The 14,355-nt window shown below is 42.4% G+C and carries 17 protein-coding genes; 12 read left to right on the top strand and 5 right to left on the bottom strand.

Translation table 11 applies throughout. The annotated features are described in order from the left end of the window. Positions 1-16 precede the first annotated feature (16 nt). Genes AB5213_RS13975 through AB5213_RS13965 form a run of 3 tightly spaced genes read left to right on the top strand, consistent with a single transcriptional unit; the run spans position 17 to position 2,824 of the window. On the top strand, positions 17-628 hold the full coding sequence (locus AB5213_RS13975; RefSeq protein WP_195255555.1) for an MptD family putative ECF transporter S component: 612 nt from the start codon (positions 17-19) through the stop codon (positions 626-628). Beyond that, positions 625-1,326, top strand: coding sequence for an energy-coupling factor transporter transmembrane component T (locus AB5213_RS13970; protein WP_279203942.1), 702 nt, complete (start codon positions 625-627; stop codon positions 1,324-1,326). Before AB5213_RS13975 ends, AB5213_RS13970 begins: the two co-directional genes overlap by 4 nt. A gap of 10 nt (positions 1,327-1,336) precedes the next feature. Further along, the gene (locus AB5213_RS13965) at positions 1,337-2,824 is read left to right on the top strand and encodes an ABC transporter ATP-binding protein (RefSeq protein WP_195255557.1); all 1,488 of its coding nucleotides are present in this window, start codon (positions 1,337-1,339) and stop codon (positions 2,822-2,824) included. Here the strand turns inward: AB5213_RS13965 and AB5213_RS13960 are convergent. Next, the gene (locus tag AB5213_RS13960; protein WP_243187899.1) at positions 2,760-3,176 is read right to left on the bottom strand and encodes a hypothetical protein; all 417 of its coding nucleotides are present in this window, start codon (positions 3,174-3,176) and stop codon (positions 2,760-2,762) included. The genes AB5213_RS13965 and AB5213_RS13960 overlap by 65 nt on opposite strands. A 209-nt stretch (positions 3,177-3,385) precedes the next feature. On the opposite strand from AB5213_RS13960, the gene AB5213_RS13955 reads away from it, so the two are divergent. Together AB5213_RS13955 and AB5213_RS13950 are read left to right on the top strand one after the other, a co-directional pair. Beyond that, positions 3,386-5,200: an ABC transporter ATP-binding protein gene (locus tag AB5213_RS13955; protein ID WP_279203939.1), complete on the top strand. Its 1,815-nt coding sequence runs from the start codon at positions 3,386-3,388 to the stop codon at positions 5,198-5,200. A 3-nt stretch (positions 5,201-5,203) separates the two neighbouring features. Continuing rightward, entirely contained in the window at positions 5,204-6,937 is a 1,734-nt protein-coding gene (locus AB5213_RS13950) for an ABC transporter ATP-binding protein (protein WP_055156906.1), read from the top strand. Positions 6,938-7,449: 512 nt separating this feature from the next. Here the strand turns inward: AB5213_RS13950 and AB5213_RS13945 are convergent. Both AB5213_RS13945 and AB5213_RS13940 read right to left on the bottom strand, forming a co-directional pair. Next, complete coding sequence (locus AB5213_RS13945) at positions 7,450-8,808, bottom strand: relaxase/mobilization nuclease domain-containing protein (protein ID WP_349123648.1); 1,359 nt, start codon at positions 8,806-8,808, stop codon at positions 7,450-7,452. Continuing rightward, complete coding sequence (locus AB5213_RS13940) at positions 8,775-9,098, bottom strand: MobC family plasmid mobilization relaxosome protein (protein WP_173763239.1); 324 nt, start codon at positions 9,096-9,098, stop codon at positions 8,775-8,777. Before AB5213_RS13940 ends, AB5213_RS13945 begins: the two co-directional genes overlap by 34 nt. Positions 9,099-9,347: 249 nt before the next feature. On the opposite strand from AB5213_RS13940, the gene AB5213_RS13935 reads away from it, so the two are divergent. Beyond that, the gene (locus AB5213_RS13935; protein ID WP_173763240.1) at positions 9,348-9,737 is read left to right on the top strand and encodes an MmcQ/YjbR family DNA-binding protein; all 390 of its coding nucleotides are present in this window, start codon (positions 9,348-9,350) and stop codon (positions 9,735-9,737) included. 57 nt (positions 9,738-9,794) lie between these two features. Here the strand turns inward: AB5213_RS13935 and AB5213_RS13930 are convergent, their stop codons facing one another. Together AB5213_RS13930 and AB5213_RS13925 are read right to left on the bottom strand one after the other, a co-directional pair. Further along, positions 9,795-9,995 carry a helix-turn-helix transcriptional regulator gene (locus tag AB5213_RS13930; protein WP_008688136.1) on the bottom strand — a complete coding sequence of 67 codons (201 nt, stop codon included), beginning with the start codon at positions 9,993-9,995 and terminating at the stop codon, positions 9,795-9,797. 56 nt (positions 9,996-10,051) lie between these two features. After that, the gene (locus tag AB5213_RS13925; protein ID WP_008688138.1) at positions 10,052-10,783 is read right to left on the bottom strand and encodes an XRE family transcriptional regulator; all 732 of its coding nucleotides are present in this window, start codon (positions 10,781-10,783) and stop codon (positions 10,052-10,054) included. Between the two features lie 197 nt (positions 10,784-10,980). On the opposite strand from AB5213_RS13925, the gene dinB reads away from it, so the two are divergent. From dinB to rd, 6 genes are all read left to right on the top strand, one after another. Continuing rightward, on the top strand, positions 10,981-12,228 hold the full coding sequence (dinB, locus tag AB5213_RS13920; protein WP_349123649.1) for a DNA polymerase IV: 1,248 nt from the start codon (positions 10,981-10,983) through the stop codon (positions 12,226-12,228). Positions 12,229-12,242: 14 nt separating this feature from the next. Next, positions 12,243-12,455: a DNA-binding protein gene (locus tag AB5213_RS13915; RefSeq protein WP_173763241.1), complete on the top strand. Its 213-nt coding sequence runs from the start codon at positions 12,243-12,245 to the stop codon at positions 12,453-12,455. 12 nt (positions 12,456-12,467) lie between these two features. Next, a complete protein-coding gene (locus AB5213_RS13910) occupies positions 12,468-12,707 on the top strand; it encodes a hypothetical protein (protein ID WP_008708201.1) in 240 nt (79 codons plus the stop codon). 250 nt (positions 12,708-12,957) lie between these two features. Beyond that, on the top strand, positions 12,958-13,530 hold the full coding sequence (locus tag AB5213_RS13905; RefSeq protein WP_118410971.1) for a hypothetical protein: 573 nt from the start codon (positions 12,958-12,960) through the stop codon (positions 13,528-13,530). A gap of 9 nt (positions 13,531-13,539) precedes the next feature. Continuing rightward, on the top strand, positions 13,540-13,911 hold the full coding sequence (locus tag AB5213_RS13900; RefSeq protein WP_173724967.1) for a hypothetical protein: 372 nt from the start codon (positions 13,540-13,542) through the stop codon (positions 13,909-13,911). Between the two features lie 274 nt (positions 13,912-14,185). Beyond that, positions 14,186-14,350 (top strand): rubredoxin, encoded by a 165-nt coding sequence (rd, locus tag AB5213_RS13895; RefSeq protein WP_173763053.1) that lies wholly within the window; start codon positions 14,186-14,188, stop codon positions 14,348-14,350. Positions 14,351-14,355: the final 5 nt, after the last annotated feature.

The following is a 14,355-nucleotide window of genomic DNA, read 5'->3' as shown; positions in this document are numbered from 1 at the left end:
TAAGGAGGTTTCAAAAATGGAACAAACGGTAAAGAAAAAAATTGGCGTTCGAGATATTATGACGATTGCCGCAATGATGGTCATCAATTTTGCAATTGCAATGGTGATTGGTATGGTTACATTGCCTTTCCCAGCAGTATATTTATACGGCTCTGCTGGTATTGATGCCTTTATTGGAGCAACATTTTATTTGGTTGCGGCAAATCGCATTAACAAACACGGATTGTTGTTTGCTTGGGCTACGGTTTATGGACTAATCCAAGGTGTTATGGGTTATATGTTCTTGGTTCCCTATTTCTTGATTGTAGCCCTCATTGCCGAGTTATGCATGGTTGGCAAGAATACATACCGAAGTGCAGTTCGCAACCGAATTGGCTGGATGGTCAACTCAATCGGAAATTTTGTAGGCTGTGCCGTACCGCTGTGGTGGTCTTGGGACAGCTATCAGGAAATGGCAGCAAGTAGTGGCTTTGATGCAAATACTTTGAATATGCAGTTTTCTATGGTAACTTCTCCAGCACTGATGCTTCTGGGTGTTGTCATTACTGCGGTTCTTGCAATTCTTGGTACATTGTTTGGCCAGCGCCTGCTCAGAAAGCATTTCCAAAAAGCTGGCATTGTAGGATGATGGCCGGAGAAAAAAAGCAAAGGCGGATTGACCGGATTGACGGGCGCACAGTTCTTTTTCTGACTCTGTGCGCCTGCCTTGTGACTTTCTTGACGACAAGCTTTTGGGGACATGGGATTTTTACCTTTTGCATTTTTTTAATTCTGTGCTGGTTTGGCTTGTATAAACAGGCGTTGGGGTGCTTTGCGGTCTATTTGGTGGCGATTGTATGGCTGATGATCGAGACAAAGTATCAAATCAGCATCCCCTCTCCGCTGTTACTCAGTATGATTTACAAGCTGTTACTGCCCGCTATGCCAGCCTATCTTCTGGCGAAAATCCCGTCCGGGAAGCTGACAGCCAGCTTGAGGAAAATGCCGATCCCCACCCGTATCATGCTTGTTTTGATCGTCATGCTCCGCTTTGCTCCGACTGTGCTGCATGAATTTGGAGAAGTCAGGGAAGCCATGAAAATCCGTGGCTTCTTAAAATCGGTTGGCAATGTTTTGAGGCATCCAATGGACACATTGGAATACGCCATTGTTCCGATGGTGTTCCGCTCCTTAAAGATCGCGGACGAGTTAGCCGCTTCTGCCATTGTCAGGGGAATTGAAAGCCCCTACAAGAAAGAAAGCTACTATGTCAGCCGGATCGCTGCGCTGGATTACTTTTTGATTGTTGTCAGCGTGGGAGCTGCCGTGTGCTGCTGTCTTTTATAGGAGGAATGGAATGGGAAAAGAAATTATGATCCGTGACCTGACCTTTTCCTATGGCGGGAACGGAAATCAACTGGAACATATATCGTTAGACATTGCCGCCGGGGAGGTCATTGTTATGACCGGCCCATCAGGAAGTGGGAAAAGCTCTTTGACGAGAGTGATTAACGGCCTGATCCCCTACTTTTACGAGGGGGAATTGAGCGGCGAGGTTTTTGTGGACGGAAAACCGCTGAAAAAGATTCCATCCTGGGAGCGCGGCAAAATCGCGGGAAATGTTTTTCAAGACCCCAGGAGCCAGTTTTTTGCCAATGAGGTAGCTGGTGAGATTGCTTTCGGCTGTGAGAACTATGGGTATTCCCATGAGGACATTCAGAACCATGTTCACCGGGCAGCGGCAGACATCAAAATTCAGGACATTCTGGATCACAGTCTGCACAGCCTGTCTTATGGGATGCGCCAGAAAGTTGCGATTGCATCGGCAGAGGCGATTGACCCGGAAATCTATGTCATGGATGAACCTTCTGCCAATCTGGATATTGCATCTACTTATCGCTTTGCGGACATTATCCGCGATTTGAAACAGCAGGGAAAAACCATTATCATAGCAGAACACCGGCTTTATTATCTGATGGATCTGGCAGACCGCTTCCTGTGTGTGCAGAAAGGAAAAATTGTGCGGGAATTTACCGCACCGCAGATGAAGGCTCTAACTAATCAGAAAATCCAGACATTGGGGCTTCGAACTCCTGACCTGCATCAGATTGAGTATATGGAAATCCCGTCTGCGGCAACCAGCGAGGTTGTCCTGGAAGTGAAAAAGCTAAACCACTCTTTTGGTGAAACAATTGTAGCTAAGGATATAGACTTTCAATGCCGTAAGGGAGAAGTGATTGCCCTGATCGGCCCCAACGGGACGGGCAAAAGCACCATAGGGCGAATCTTGGCAGGGCTTTTGAAAGAGAAATCCGGCGAAGTCGTTTTATTCGGAAAGCATTGCAGACCCAAAGACCGCTTGGGAAAGGTCTGGTACATTCCCCAAGATTTAGACAGCCAGCTTTTCGGTGAAAACTTGCTGGATGAACTGACCACTGGAGCAGAAGTCACTCCCGAACGAAAAAAAGAAGCCGAAGAAATTTTGGGAGCTTTGGAACTGACACCGTTTATTAAACAGCATCCTTCCACACTATCAGGCGGACAGAAGCAGAGACTGGCTCTTGGCGTAGCTTTGATGCACAAAGCACCAATTATTGTGCTGGACGAACCGACAAGCGGATTGGATGGTACGAATATGCGAAATGTCAGCAGGATGATCCGCAAACTGGCGAAGATGGGGCGCACCATTATCGTCATTACCCATGACGCGGAGTGTGCGCTTGCCTGCTGCGAGCGGGCAATACGCCTTGAAAACGGCTGCATTACCGATGATTTTCAAATCAGAGGATCAGAGCTTCTTTTAGAAAAAATTGGGTATAATCAGAGTTCCATAAGCGGTTTATAAAATCATAAAAAGTACCAACACCGGGAGTATTACCGGGTTCAAATCCGCTGAGAATGGCATAAAGAGGATTCATTTTAAGCTGGGCAGCCCATTCTGTCAGCGAAGTAACTTTAAAGTCAATGGAAAGCAGGTAAGAACGCTGCATACAGGAAGGAGTTCTTGGTGTTGGACCGAATTTAGAATATTTATCAGCCATAAAAGTATCGGTAAAAGATAAATCGAGATTCCAGAAACGCTCGATAATATCCCATGTAGAGCGGGCAAGAGCGTCAGGATCAGGATAATATTTACGAAAATTAGTAACAACAAAATGTTGGTAGTCGGCATGACTGCCACAGTTAACAGGTAACATAAAAAATCGCCTCCAATCGAAAAATATCTGCCGCCGCAAGCGACGGTTCTTATTGATCAATAGGCGCGGAGCGCCGCATTTTTCGATGAAGTTGTCAATTGTTTTTGGCAAAAAAAGTGGGTGATTTTAATAAAAAAGGAATCTGAAGGCCTTGTATTTACTGACTTAGAGATTCCGAGAGATTATTATAACCAAAAGGAGGGGTAGAAATGGCACAGCAAAATAAGAGTCAGTCGAAGGTTAAAACCGGACTGGCACGCTGCCTAGAATTGGCTTCAGGCCATAAAGGACTTGTGTTTCTATCAGGTGTTTTGGCTGCGCTGGCCGCAATTTGTTCTTTTGTACCTTATTTATCAATTTATTACATCATTCGGGAAATCCTGTTTGTTTACCCGGATATGTCGCTCTTGAATGTTTCTACAATCTCAACTTGGGGCTGGCTTGCCTTGGCTGGTATTTTGGGGAACATCGTATTTTACTTTTTTGCCCTATTGTGTTCACACATTGCAGCGTTTGGAACACTTTATGAATTGAAGGTAGCCTTTGCCGACCACATCATGCATATTCCCCTTGGGTATCATTTGACCTTGGGAAGCGGCAAGCTGAGAAAAATCATGGACGAAAACATTGAAAGCGTTGAGAAATTTATTGCTCACCAGCTCCCGGATTTTGTCGCCTCTTTGGTTGCGCCGCTTGTTCTGGTCATTATTCTTCTTGGGATTGACTGGCGGTATGGTATCGTTTGTCTGGTCGGTATTGTTCTGGCCTTCATCGTTCAGTTTGCGGGCTTCAACGGCGAAGCAAAGGGAAAAATGCACCGTTTTCAGACCGCCCAGGAGAACATGAACAGCGCCTCTGTGGAATATGTGCGCGGTATGCCGGAGATCAAAGCATTTAATCAGACCGCAGATTCTTTTAAGCGGTTGAGTAAATCCATTACGGACTATACCTCTTTCGTGCTGGAGTACGCATTGGGCTGGCAAAACTGTATGCCTGCATTTACCACAATCATCAATAATATTTATCTGTTTTTAATCCCGGTGGGTGTTTTGATTGGGATGCACACTACGGATTTCAGAGAGTATTCTTTGACATTCATTTTCTACCTGATTATTGTCCATGCGATTTCCGGTATCCTGAATAAGATTATGTATATCTCGGAGTCCTTTACGCAGATTGACGGCAGTGTAGAGCGCATGGATGAAATCTTGCGCATCCCGGTACTGCCGGAAAAGAATACCTCGGCTGATATACAAAACTATGACATTGCTTTTCAAGATGTCAGCTTTTCCTATGAAGCCGATTCCCAGGTCAAGGCCTTGGCTCACATCTCTTTCCTTGCGCCTCAGGGCAAGGTAACAGCTGTTGTCGGTCCTTCCGGTGGCGGTAAAAGTACCATAGCCAACCTGATCTCCCGATTTTATGATGTGACGGACGGAAGTATTCAAATCGGCGGCGTTGACATTCGGGATATTCCGTTGGATACGCTGATGGATAAGGTCAGCTTTGTATTTCAGGATACATTCCTCTTTAAGCAGAGCATCATGGATAACATCCGCATGGGAAATCCAGATGCTACAGAGGAACAGGTGATTGCGGCGGCAAAAGCGGCAAGATGCCACGAATTTATCGAGCAGCTTCCAAATGGTTATCAGACTGTGATTGGAAGCACTGGCGTTCATCTCTCCGGTGGTGAACGCCAGAGGATTGCCATTGCAAGAGCTATCGTAAAAGATGCTCCCATCATTGTGCTGGACGAGGCAACTGCATTCAGCGACCCGGAAAATGAGTACCTGATTCAAAAAGCCTTTGAAAAGCTAATCCAGAATAAAACGGTTGTAATGATTGCCCATCGTCTGTCCACGATTCGCAACGCTGACCAGATACTTGTCATGGAAAAAGGACACCTGATTGAATCCGGCACCCATGACGAGTTGCTGAAGATGGGTGGAAAATACGCGCAGATGTGGAGCAGCTATACGGAGTCGATCAACTGGAAAATTAGCACAGGAAAGGCGGTGTGATCTATGAGTAAGCTGAAAGAAAAGCTAATGCTGTCGGAGAAAGGCTACTCCGACCTGAAAAAAGCGATTACAGCCTGCACAATAACCAATATTGCGCTACTGCTTCCTTCAATGGTAGCCTGCTTGCTCTTTTGGGAGCTGCTGAAACCGTTTACAGGAGAAACAATTTCGTGGGTCGCACTGTGGAAGCTGCTGGGCTTGGGAGTGATTGCGGCTATCCTAGTATTTCTGGCCGCGAAAAACGATTACAGGAAAACCTATATTGCCTCCTATAAGGAGGCCAGCACGACCAGACTTCGGATTGCAGAACATCTTCGCAAGCTCCCCATGAGTTTCTTTAACACGAAAGATTTATCCGATATTACCACAAACATGATGGCTGATTGCAGCAGCATGGAATCCATGCTAAGCAGTACTATTCCGCCGCTGATTGCGAATATTATCTCCGTTACCCTGACCTGTATCTGTCTGGCATTTTTTGACTGGAGAATGGCCCTTGCGATTTTCTGCACGATGCCGGTTACATTCCTCATCATCTGGTGCGGACGCAAACTGCAACTCCGTCTGTTTGACAAACAGGTAGATGTGAAATTGGAGGCGTCCAGCCAGATTCAGGAATACCTGGAGGGTATCAAGATCATCAAATCCTGCGGTCTTAGTGGTTCCCGTTTCTCTACGCTGGATAAAGCACTCCAAGCCATGAGAAAAATCGCCATTAAGGTAGAACTGGCCTCCGGTGTTCTGGTTCAGGGAGCCAGCCTGATCCTGCAAGCGGGACTTGGCATCACTATTTTCATTGGAACAGTGCTGATAACCGGCGGTGAGATTGAGCTGCTTCCTTTGTTGGTACTGCTCATGTTCTCCACGAAGATTTACGGGCCGATCCTTGCCATTCTTTCGCAGTTGACTTCTCTGTTCCACTTGGGAACAGTCACCAACCGTATGCGTACTCTGCTGACCACACCAGCTATGGAGGGCGAGGATAAAGATGTATCCAAGTACGACATTGAACTGAAAAGTGTCACTTTCGGATATAACCGTGACGATGTTATCAAGGATGTGTCTTTCTCTATTCCTGCTGGCAGTATAACAGCCCTGGTAGGGCCTTCTGGAAGCGGAAAGAGTACGATTTCCAAATTGATTGCCCGCTTTTGGGATATAAGAAAGGGTCAGATTACCATTGGTGGTATGGATGTCAAAACCATTGAGCCAGAACACCTGATGCGCTGTATGTCCTTTGTATTTCAGGATGTGACCCTGTTCAACGATACTGTTTTTAATAATATCTGCGTAGGTAACATGAACGCTACCGAGGAACAGGTTATGGCGGCGGCAAAGGCCGCGTACTGTGACGAATTTATCCAGCGATTGCCGGACGGTTATCAGACTGTCCTCGGAGAAAACGGCAGTACTCTTTCCGGCGGTGAGCGTCAGCGGATTTCTATTGCCCGCGCGTTATTGAAAGATGCTCCGATTATTCTTCTTGATGAAGCCACCGCATCCCTTGATCCGGAAAATGAGATTTTAATCCAACGGGCTATTGCAAAGTTGGTGGAAGGAAAGACGGTCATTATGATTGCTCATCGGCTTCGTACGGTGGTGGATGCTGATCAGATTATCGTTTTGGAAGATGGCAAACTGGCCGAGCTGGGGACACATAAAGAATTGATGGAAAAGAAAGGGCTGTACGAAAAGTTGTATCATATTCAACAAGAAAGTCTAGGATGGGCTATTTAACTCTATCAGGAAGGTACAGGGCTATTTAGAAAGAATAAGACCTCCGTTTTGGCAGGAGGTTATGCTCCTGCTAAAACATGAGAGTAGTAATAAGCCAAATATAATTAACCTGAATTATTCATGGAGCAATTTCTAACCTAAAACTTGCACCATGAATTGAAAAAATGATCCATGCAGCCATAACTTCTCTCAATTCGTCAGAAAAAGGGCATAAAATCCCTATGACGAGTTTTGGAGCAATTATCAGGCTGTCAAGGTTCGTTGACAGTTGCTATTCCAGCTGTACACTCAGCTTACCTATGCATAGGAATTATCGGGTATTTTGACATGGCAAAATAAGTATGAAGATTATAAATATAGAGTGTATGGAATCAATCAAATTCATATGCTCTTTTTCTTTTTTGATTGAAATAAGTATGCGTGGACTACTTTTGGGTGCGAGTGTGATAGGGTAGCGCAAGAATAGATTAGATGGAAAGGAAGAGGCACCGTTAAGTAGGTACCTCTTCTTTTTAAAGAGCTAGCTCTTTTCCTGATACGGGAACTTGCATCTCTGGAGCATTAAGCAGTGATGTGAAATTCTGCCGAATGATATCAAGTGTCTTTTGCTTTTTCTGCAGCTCCTGTTTTTCTCGGATGGTAGCAGCCTGTTCAGATTCAAGATTTTCAATTTGCTTCTGGATTTTATTAGAACTTGGGATTTTGGTGACACCGAGATCCTGAAGCTCTTTTTTTAGTGAATCGTGGAGCTGGTATTCTGCCTGATGCTTGGTACGGTAATCTTTTGGATTTTTAGCAAATTTGCAATCCTCAATCACTTTTCGGCAGAGCCGGTAAGAATCGCAGTGTTTCTGAATGACTTTCTGCGTGTTCAGATCACTGTTGATTTGTGCTATTTTTTGGTCGGCAACTTTCACAGAAACTTCAATGTCAGATACATGCTGCTTGAAATCCTCATAATTCAACAGGTTATTTTCGGAAAGATAGTTAAAGGTGCGGGCTGCCTCTTTCAGATTATTGAGCTTTGCCCATCGTTCAAATCCTTCTCGATTGCCGGTCGTAACATAAGTGGAAATATTGATATACAGGCGAGCTTCTCTGGACAGATGCTTCGGAGTTTTCACTTTGTTACGATTTTTAGCTAGGCGGATGCGGATATTTTCTTCTGAATAATAGCTTCCGAGAGATTTCATATAAGTGAAATTCTTCTGCTCCGGTGCACGGAAGGACAGGTGTTTTCCTTGGCGGACTTCATATCCGGCTAACTGCATTTTTTGTAGAAATTCCTCATAGTTGATGGAAGTCCAGATTGCCTTATCAACTGCAACACGTAGTTTGGCTTTCCAACTCGTGCCACGATGATATTCCATGTTCTCTTTATAGCTTTTACCTTTTTCTCCGGTTGGCATACTGGTGGCAAGTCCATTTTCATGGCAGATACGATTACTGATCCGGCAGATTTTATGGTAGCTCCGCTTATTCGAAACATATTTGTGATGATTAACAAAACTTGCTGCATTAAAGATGATGTGGTTATGAATGTGGTTTTTGTCAACATGGGTACTAATCACGTATTCATATTTTCCTTTCAGTACTTCGTCTGCAAATTGTTGTCCTAAGCGATGGGCAGTTTCGGCATCAACTTCTCCAGGTTTAAATGACTGGATCAGATGAAATGCCAGGTTATCGCCTTTGTCCATTCCATTCTTTTTTGCCAGTTCTCTTGTCATAGAAAATTCAAGATCTGCAGTTTCCGGGGAACAGCCAAAACTGGAGACTAATAGTTTTTCATCTGTTTTATCTGGATTCGTGATGTAGTCCAGAGCTTTCTTGTCTGTTACTTTAATTGGGAAGATCTTAAGATACGCCATAATTCTTTCACCATCTCTTTCAATTCTTGCATTTCTTCCGGATACAGATCTCCGGTGCTGTTTACTTTTTTGGCAATCTGATTAATATTCACACCAATCTTATGCATTTCTTCATATTGTTTTTTTAATGGAGTGGTATCGGTGTTGACGATGTAACCGTCAATTGCCATTTTACGAAGATAAGCTCCCATGTTTTTTGTCTTTGATTCTATCATTTTTCTGCGGATAAGCTTACGTTCTTCTTCGGTGACATAGAAATGGATTTCTTTGTTTCTCTTTCTTTCAGCCATTGGCGGGTTCTCCTTTCTGAGAGGGCAGTTGTATCGTTGCTTTCAGCGTTTTTCAATTTAGGGCAGGGTACCCTAAATTGGGATTTTCCGGAAGTGTATCCTCACTTCCTGTCCTTGCTGTTTTACCCCTCTATTAGTTAAAGTCAGGAGAACCGGGAAAATGCAAAAGAATTTTGCAGGTAGTACGGGATACGAAAATGTGGTATAATTATGGGCAGGATATCAGAAGAATCAGGAGTTGAATAGATTGTGAAGAAAGAAGAAATTTTTGAATATGTGCAGAAACAGTATGGCACGATTCCGGAATATTTATGGAGTAAACTACCGGACAGTGCAGTACTCCGACATGAAAATGGAAAATGGTATGCAGTGATCATGACGGTTGAAAAATCGAAACTGGGATTAGATGGAAAAGAGCCGGTTGATATCATGGACGTAAAGTGTGATCCGGATATGACAAATATGATTATTCAAACTTATGGATTTTTACCTGGATACCATATGAACACGCAGCACTGGATCACGATTTTACTGGATGGTTCAGTCAGTGAAGCAAAGGTACTGGACTTTTTAGATATGAGTTATGATCTGATTGACGGAGCAGGCAGAAAAGAAGAAAATGTAAGTGGATTACAGTGATTTTTGAGCAAAAGGAAAACCGGGGATTTTACTCCTCGGTTTTCTGGCTGTTGTGCTTCAGTCTTCAATTTGAAAAATATCTTCTACAGGCACTTTCAGGTAATGTGCCAGCCGGATTGCAATCTCAAGAGAGGGATTACGTTCTCCACGTTCGATGCGGCCTATAGTCTGGCTGCAGGAACCTATGGCTTCAGCCAAATCTGCTTGAATGAGATTCCGTTCTTCACGAATATCTTTTAGTGTATTATTGATTGCCATTCAATCACTTCCTTTGCTTATTGTTATCAGCAGGATCATGAACCTGCTGTTGAAATCTAATGAAATCCCGGAATTTCTGCACCTTTGCATTTCCCGATTACTTTTCCAAAAATCTTAAAAGAGTCAGATTCCAAAACCTGGATAGGACGATATTTTTGATTTAACGAGATCAGATAAACACCATCTGGCTCATCGTGTAATTCCTTGATGTAAGTATTGCCGTTGAGATAGAAGATTCCAATTTCACCATTAGCAAGAGAATCTTTTTTTTGAATCCATGCAACATCGCCTGTATGATAAAGTGGCTCCATACTGTCACCGGAAATCCGTACACCAAAGTCAGTCTGCTCAGGAGCAAGGTGTCCTACGTCATAGGTTTCTTTTACAGAATCCTCCAGGTAATTTCCAGTACCAGCAGAAACTGGTTCCCAGGTAATTTCTACAGGATGATGGAATGGGATAATCTTTGCAGACAGTGGAGAAAACTTTTTAGAAGCTTTCAAAATATCAGCAAATTCAATCAATTTATTTCTACCTTCTTCATTCAATCCACTCATAATGTTATATGGGTTTTCTCCAAAGAAGGATTCATATATATCTTCGATATCAAGTAACTGGCAAAGTGTCAGGAAAACATGTAAAGCTGGTTCTCGTGCATTGGTCTCCCATTTGGAGATTGCTTTTGTAGTGACCTGAATACCTTCCTGAGAAAGCAGGTCTACCAGATCTGATTGAGAGTATCCTTTCTTTTTTCTATTTTCTGCTAATATTTCCCCGAAATCACGCATTTGTTCGCCTCATTTCTATTTGAATTTTCTATATGCATTATTATACCGTATGTTGGAAATAAAATCAACAATAATCTCCAAAATGGAGAAAACACAACCAAGATGTCACTTGACTATCTCCGAAATGTCGATATATACTAAACATACAGAGATTGATAAGACATTATGTTGAAGGAAACAGCTGGGAGGTGAAAAGTTTGAGTGAGCGTGTGATCCTGCATAGTGATATGAACTGTTTTTATGCCAGTGTAGAAATGCTACATCATCCGGAATTTGCCGGAATGCCTCTGGCAGTCGGTGGCGATCCGGAAGCCAGACATGGAATTGTACTGACAGCAAATTATATTGCCAAGAAAAAAGGAGTAAAAACCGGAATGGCATTATGGCAGGCGAAACAGGTTTGTCCGGGACTTATTTTTGTACCACCACGGATGGATTTGTATTTGAGATTTTCACAGATGGCAAGAGAAATCTATTCGGAGTATACGGACAAGATCGAGCCATATGGAATTGATGAAGCCTGGCTGGATGTATCGGACAGCAGAAATCTGAAAGGAAGCGGAATGACGATTGCAAGAGAAATCAGCCATCGGATTAAATACGAACTGGGTGTAACGGTAAGTATTGGAATTTCCTGGAATAAGATTTATGCGAAACTTGGTTCAGATTATAAAAAGCCGGATGCAATCACAGAGTTTAATCGAGAAAATTATAAAGACAGGATATGGCAGTTTCCAGCGTCAGATTTGCTTTATGTCGGAAGACAGACAAATAAGAAATTGCAAAAACTTGGAATCCGGACAATCGGGCAACTTGCGGAATCAGACGAAAAGTTGTTAGAGAGTCATTTTGGAAAAATAGGAAATGTATTATGGGCTTTCGCAAATGGCTGGGATGAAGATCCGGTTTGCAAGGAAGGATATGAAGCACCAGTAAAGTCGATAGGTAATAGCACTACAACACCGAGAGATCTGGAAAATGATCTGGATGTCTGGATCATTCAAATAGCATTGGCAGAAAGTGTAGCTGCACGATTGCGGAAACATGGATTTAAATGCAAAACAGTAGAAATTACAGTTCGAGATAATGGATTGTATAGTTTTTCCAGACAGATACATTTACGACAGCCAACGAATATTACAAATGAGATTGTAACTGCAGCATTTCAGCTATTTAAAGATAATTACAAATGGGAACATCCCATTAGAAGCCTGGGAATCCGAGCTTCGGATCTTGTGTTAGATGATATTCCCGTACAGTTGGATTTATTTGGAAATCAGGAGAAAAAGGAAAAGTTAGAGAAGCTGGATCGTACTGTAGATGAGATCAGACGACGGTTTGGTTATTTCAGTATACAGCGAGCGGCAATGTATCAGGATAAAGTCTTATCCCACTTAGACGCTGGTACGCACACGATCCATCCACACAGTTATTTTCATGGGTAATTGGAGGGATAGATTTGAAAAAAGCATTAACCAGAAAACAGAAAGAAAGTTATCAGTGTATTTTGAATTATACGAAGGAGCATGGATACCCGCCGACAGTTCGGGAATTTGGAAAACTGATCGGAGTAAGATCAACATCATCTGCTTTTTCCAGAATCAAGCAGTTGGAGCAAAATGGATATATCCGCAGAATCCCGGCATCACCAAGAGCAATCGAGATTTTATAGTGAGGTGTCGGCATGAACAAAGTATATGTAGATGTAGTGGCAGAGTTCCGGAAAGACGGACGGCTGGTTCCCATATTTTTTACATGGGAGGATGGAAGAAAATATAGTATTGACAGAATTTTGAAAATTGAGCGATGCGCCAGCAGAAAGGCAGGCGGTGTAGGAGTGATGTACACCTGTATGATACAGGGGCAGGAAAGCCACTTGTTTTACGAAGTGGATAAATGGTTTATGGAGAGAAAAACAGCATAAGGAGAGATTGGTATAGACGATATTATTTGGATTATTAACCGGCAGGGATAGTCACTTTCCCTTTATATTCCTGCAGGTTTTACATAAGAAGATGGATTTCGGTCAGCAAAGGCAGCTCCCACAATTCCTTTTGGATATCCGCTTCTGCAAGTTGTAGTAAGTAATTGCTTCCCATCAAAATCATGGGGAAAGCGAACTGGTCTGAAAGACCGCCAGTTAGTGTGATGATGATAAGGAGATTTTGAAACTGATGACAGACAGAGATTATGCAATTAAATCAATGAAAGAAATTACCTTCCAGATGGCAAGTCATGCACAGGATTATCTGGAAGTTACAATCGAAAGACATTATACTGATATTAAAGAACTGATGACAAGCTACCAGAAACTGATTTTAGAAAACCAGGTTGTATTAGAAGAACTGGATATGGAGTGCCAGGAGAAAATCAATGAAGATATGGCATATGCATTGAGTTATCTGAGCATTTATAACAATCAGCTGAATGTGCCAAAGATGCACCGGGAAATGAATAACCTGATGATCATTTATGGCTTGTCTGATATGATCTATCGTGGAATGACACTGGTGAAGTTCTATGCACCGAATGGTGTGATGCTCAGTGAAATCCTTCATTCCTGTTTTTGCAGTCATTATAATAAGACAGATGTGGAAGTACAGCAGGAGTTAGGAATAGGCAGGACTTCTTTTTATAAAATGAAGAAGCAGGCACTTGGATATTTAGGATTTTATTTTTATGAGATCGTGGTACCGCAGGCAAAGGATAAAAGATTTAAACCGTCACTGGGCGTTGAGGAAGAGTAGGTGAGTAATATGAGATATGAAGATTCGATGAAAGGTGTAGCTGATCAGATAATCAAAGAACAGCAGCGAGTCAGTAAAATTATAAACAATCCAGAAGAGTTCCATTGGCATGACGAATATGCAACGTTGAATTTCTTTCGGTTTATCTGCAAAAATATCGGTAACTTGAGAAATGGAGAAATTGAAAAAATGGTCACACGTTTAAAGAACATAGATCAGAAAGCAGTGGAAAACCATGTGAATGGTGCTGTTTGGGCATTTGATTATGATAAGATGTTCTGTGTATTGATGGAAAATGAAATTTGCCGAAAGGTGTGTGAAAAGAATAAATATAACAGTTGGATGAATCTGATTGGACAGTATTGTGTTTCAAGGACTTAAAGACGAAAAAAGTTGTTGGAGAGAAATAATTTTCAGCAACTCTGTCTTTAATGAATAGAGTTCATTTTTTTATTCAACTATTCCCATGATATATACAATATGTAAATTTGCAATTCAAATATCAGTTTATGCTAAGTAAAATAATAATAATTACTATTATTGACAGGAGAAATAATTATCATGTATAATACAGATATACAAGAAAAAAAGTGTTAGAAAAATTGCTAGGAACTTGGTAACAAAAATAAATCGACATTGAAAAGGGAAAATGACTATGATAAAATATGAATGTGAACCATGTGGATATATTTATGATCCGGCAGTAGGAGATCCAGACGCTGGTATCAATCCAGAAACTGCATTTGAGGATATTCCAGATGACTGGACATGCCCAATCTGTGGATTAGGAAAAGATGTTTTCGTTCCTGTAGAAGACTAAGCAGA

Origin of the sequence: Coprococcus sp. RTP21204st1_G4_RTP21204_210225, assembly GCF_040915385.1 — a bacterium.
Classification (GTDB): Bacteria; Bacillota; Clostridia; order Lachnospirales; family Lachnospiraceae; genus Allocoprococcus; species Allocoprococcus comes.
Note: the sequence above shows the minus strand (reverse complement) of the source record. Positions and strands in the feature narration are given on the sequence as shown.

Coding starts and splice junctions, on each gene's coding strand:
- AB5213_RS13975 (WP_195255555.1), top strand. CDS start 17: ATGGAACAAACGGTAAAGAAAAAAATTGGCGTTCGAGATATTATGACG.
- AB5213_RS13970 (WP_279203942.1), top strand. CDS start 625: ATGATGGCCGGAGAAAAAAAGCAAAGGCGGATTGACCGGATTGACGGG.
- AB5213_RS13965 (WP_195255557.1), top strand. CDS start 1,337: ATGGGAAAAGAAATTATGATCCGTGACCTGACCTTTTCCTATGGCGGG.
- AB5213_RS13960 (WP_243187899.1), bottom strand. CDS start 3,176: ATGTTACCTGTTAACTGTGGCAGTCATGCCGACTACCAACATTTTGTT.
- AB5213_RS13955 (WP_279203939.1), top strand. CDS start 3,386: ATGGCACAGCAAAATAAGAGTCAGTCGAAGGTTAAAACCGGACTGGCA.
- AB5213_RS13950 (WP_055156906.1), top strand. CDS start 5,204: ATGAGTAAGCTGAAAGAAAAGCTAATGCTGTCGGAGAAAGGCTACTCC.
- AB5213_RS13945 (WP_349123648.1), bottom strand. CDS start 8,808: ATGGCGTATCTTAAGATCTTCCCAATTAAAGTAACAGACAAGAAAGCT.
- AB5213_RS13940 (WP_173763239.1), bottom strand. CDS start 9,098: ATGGCTGAAAGAAAGAGAAACAAAGAAATCCATTTCTATGTCACCGAA.
- AB5213_RS13930 (WP_008688136.1), bottom strand. CDS start 9,995: ATGGCAATCAATAATACACTAAAAGATATTCGTGAAGAACGGAATCTC.
- AB5213_RS13925 (WP_008688138.1), bottom strand. CDS start 10,783: ATGCGTGATTTCGGGGAAATATTAGCAGAAAATAGAAAAAAGAAAGGA.
- AB5213_RS13910 (WP_008708201.1), top strand. CDS start 12,468: ATGAACAAAGTATATGTAGATGTAGTGGCAGAGTTCCGGAAAGACGGA.
- AB5213_RS13905 (WP_118410971.1), top strand. CDS start 12,958: ATGACAGACAGAGATTATGCAATTAAATCAATGAAAGAAATTACCTTC.
- AB5213_RS13900 (WP_173724967.1), top strand. CDS start 13,540: ATGAGATATGAAGATTCGATGAAAGGTGTAGCTGATCAGATAATCAAA.
- rd (WP_173763053.1), top strand. CDS start 14,186: ATGATAAAATATGAATGTGAACCATGTGGATATATTTATGATCCGGCA.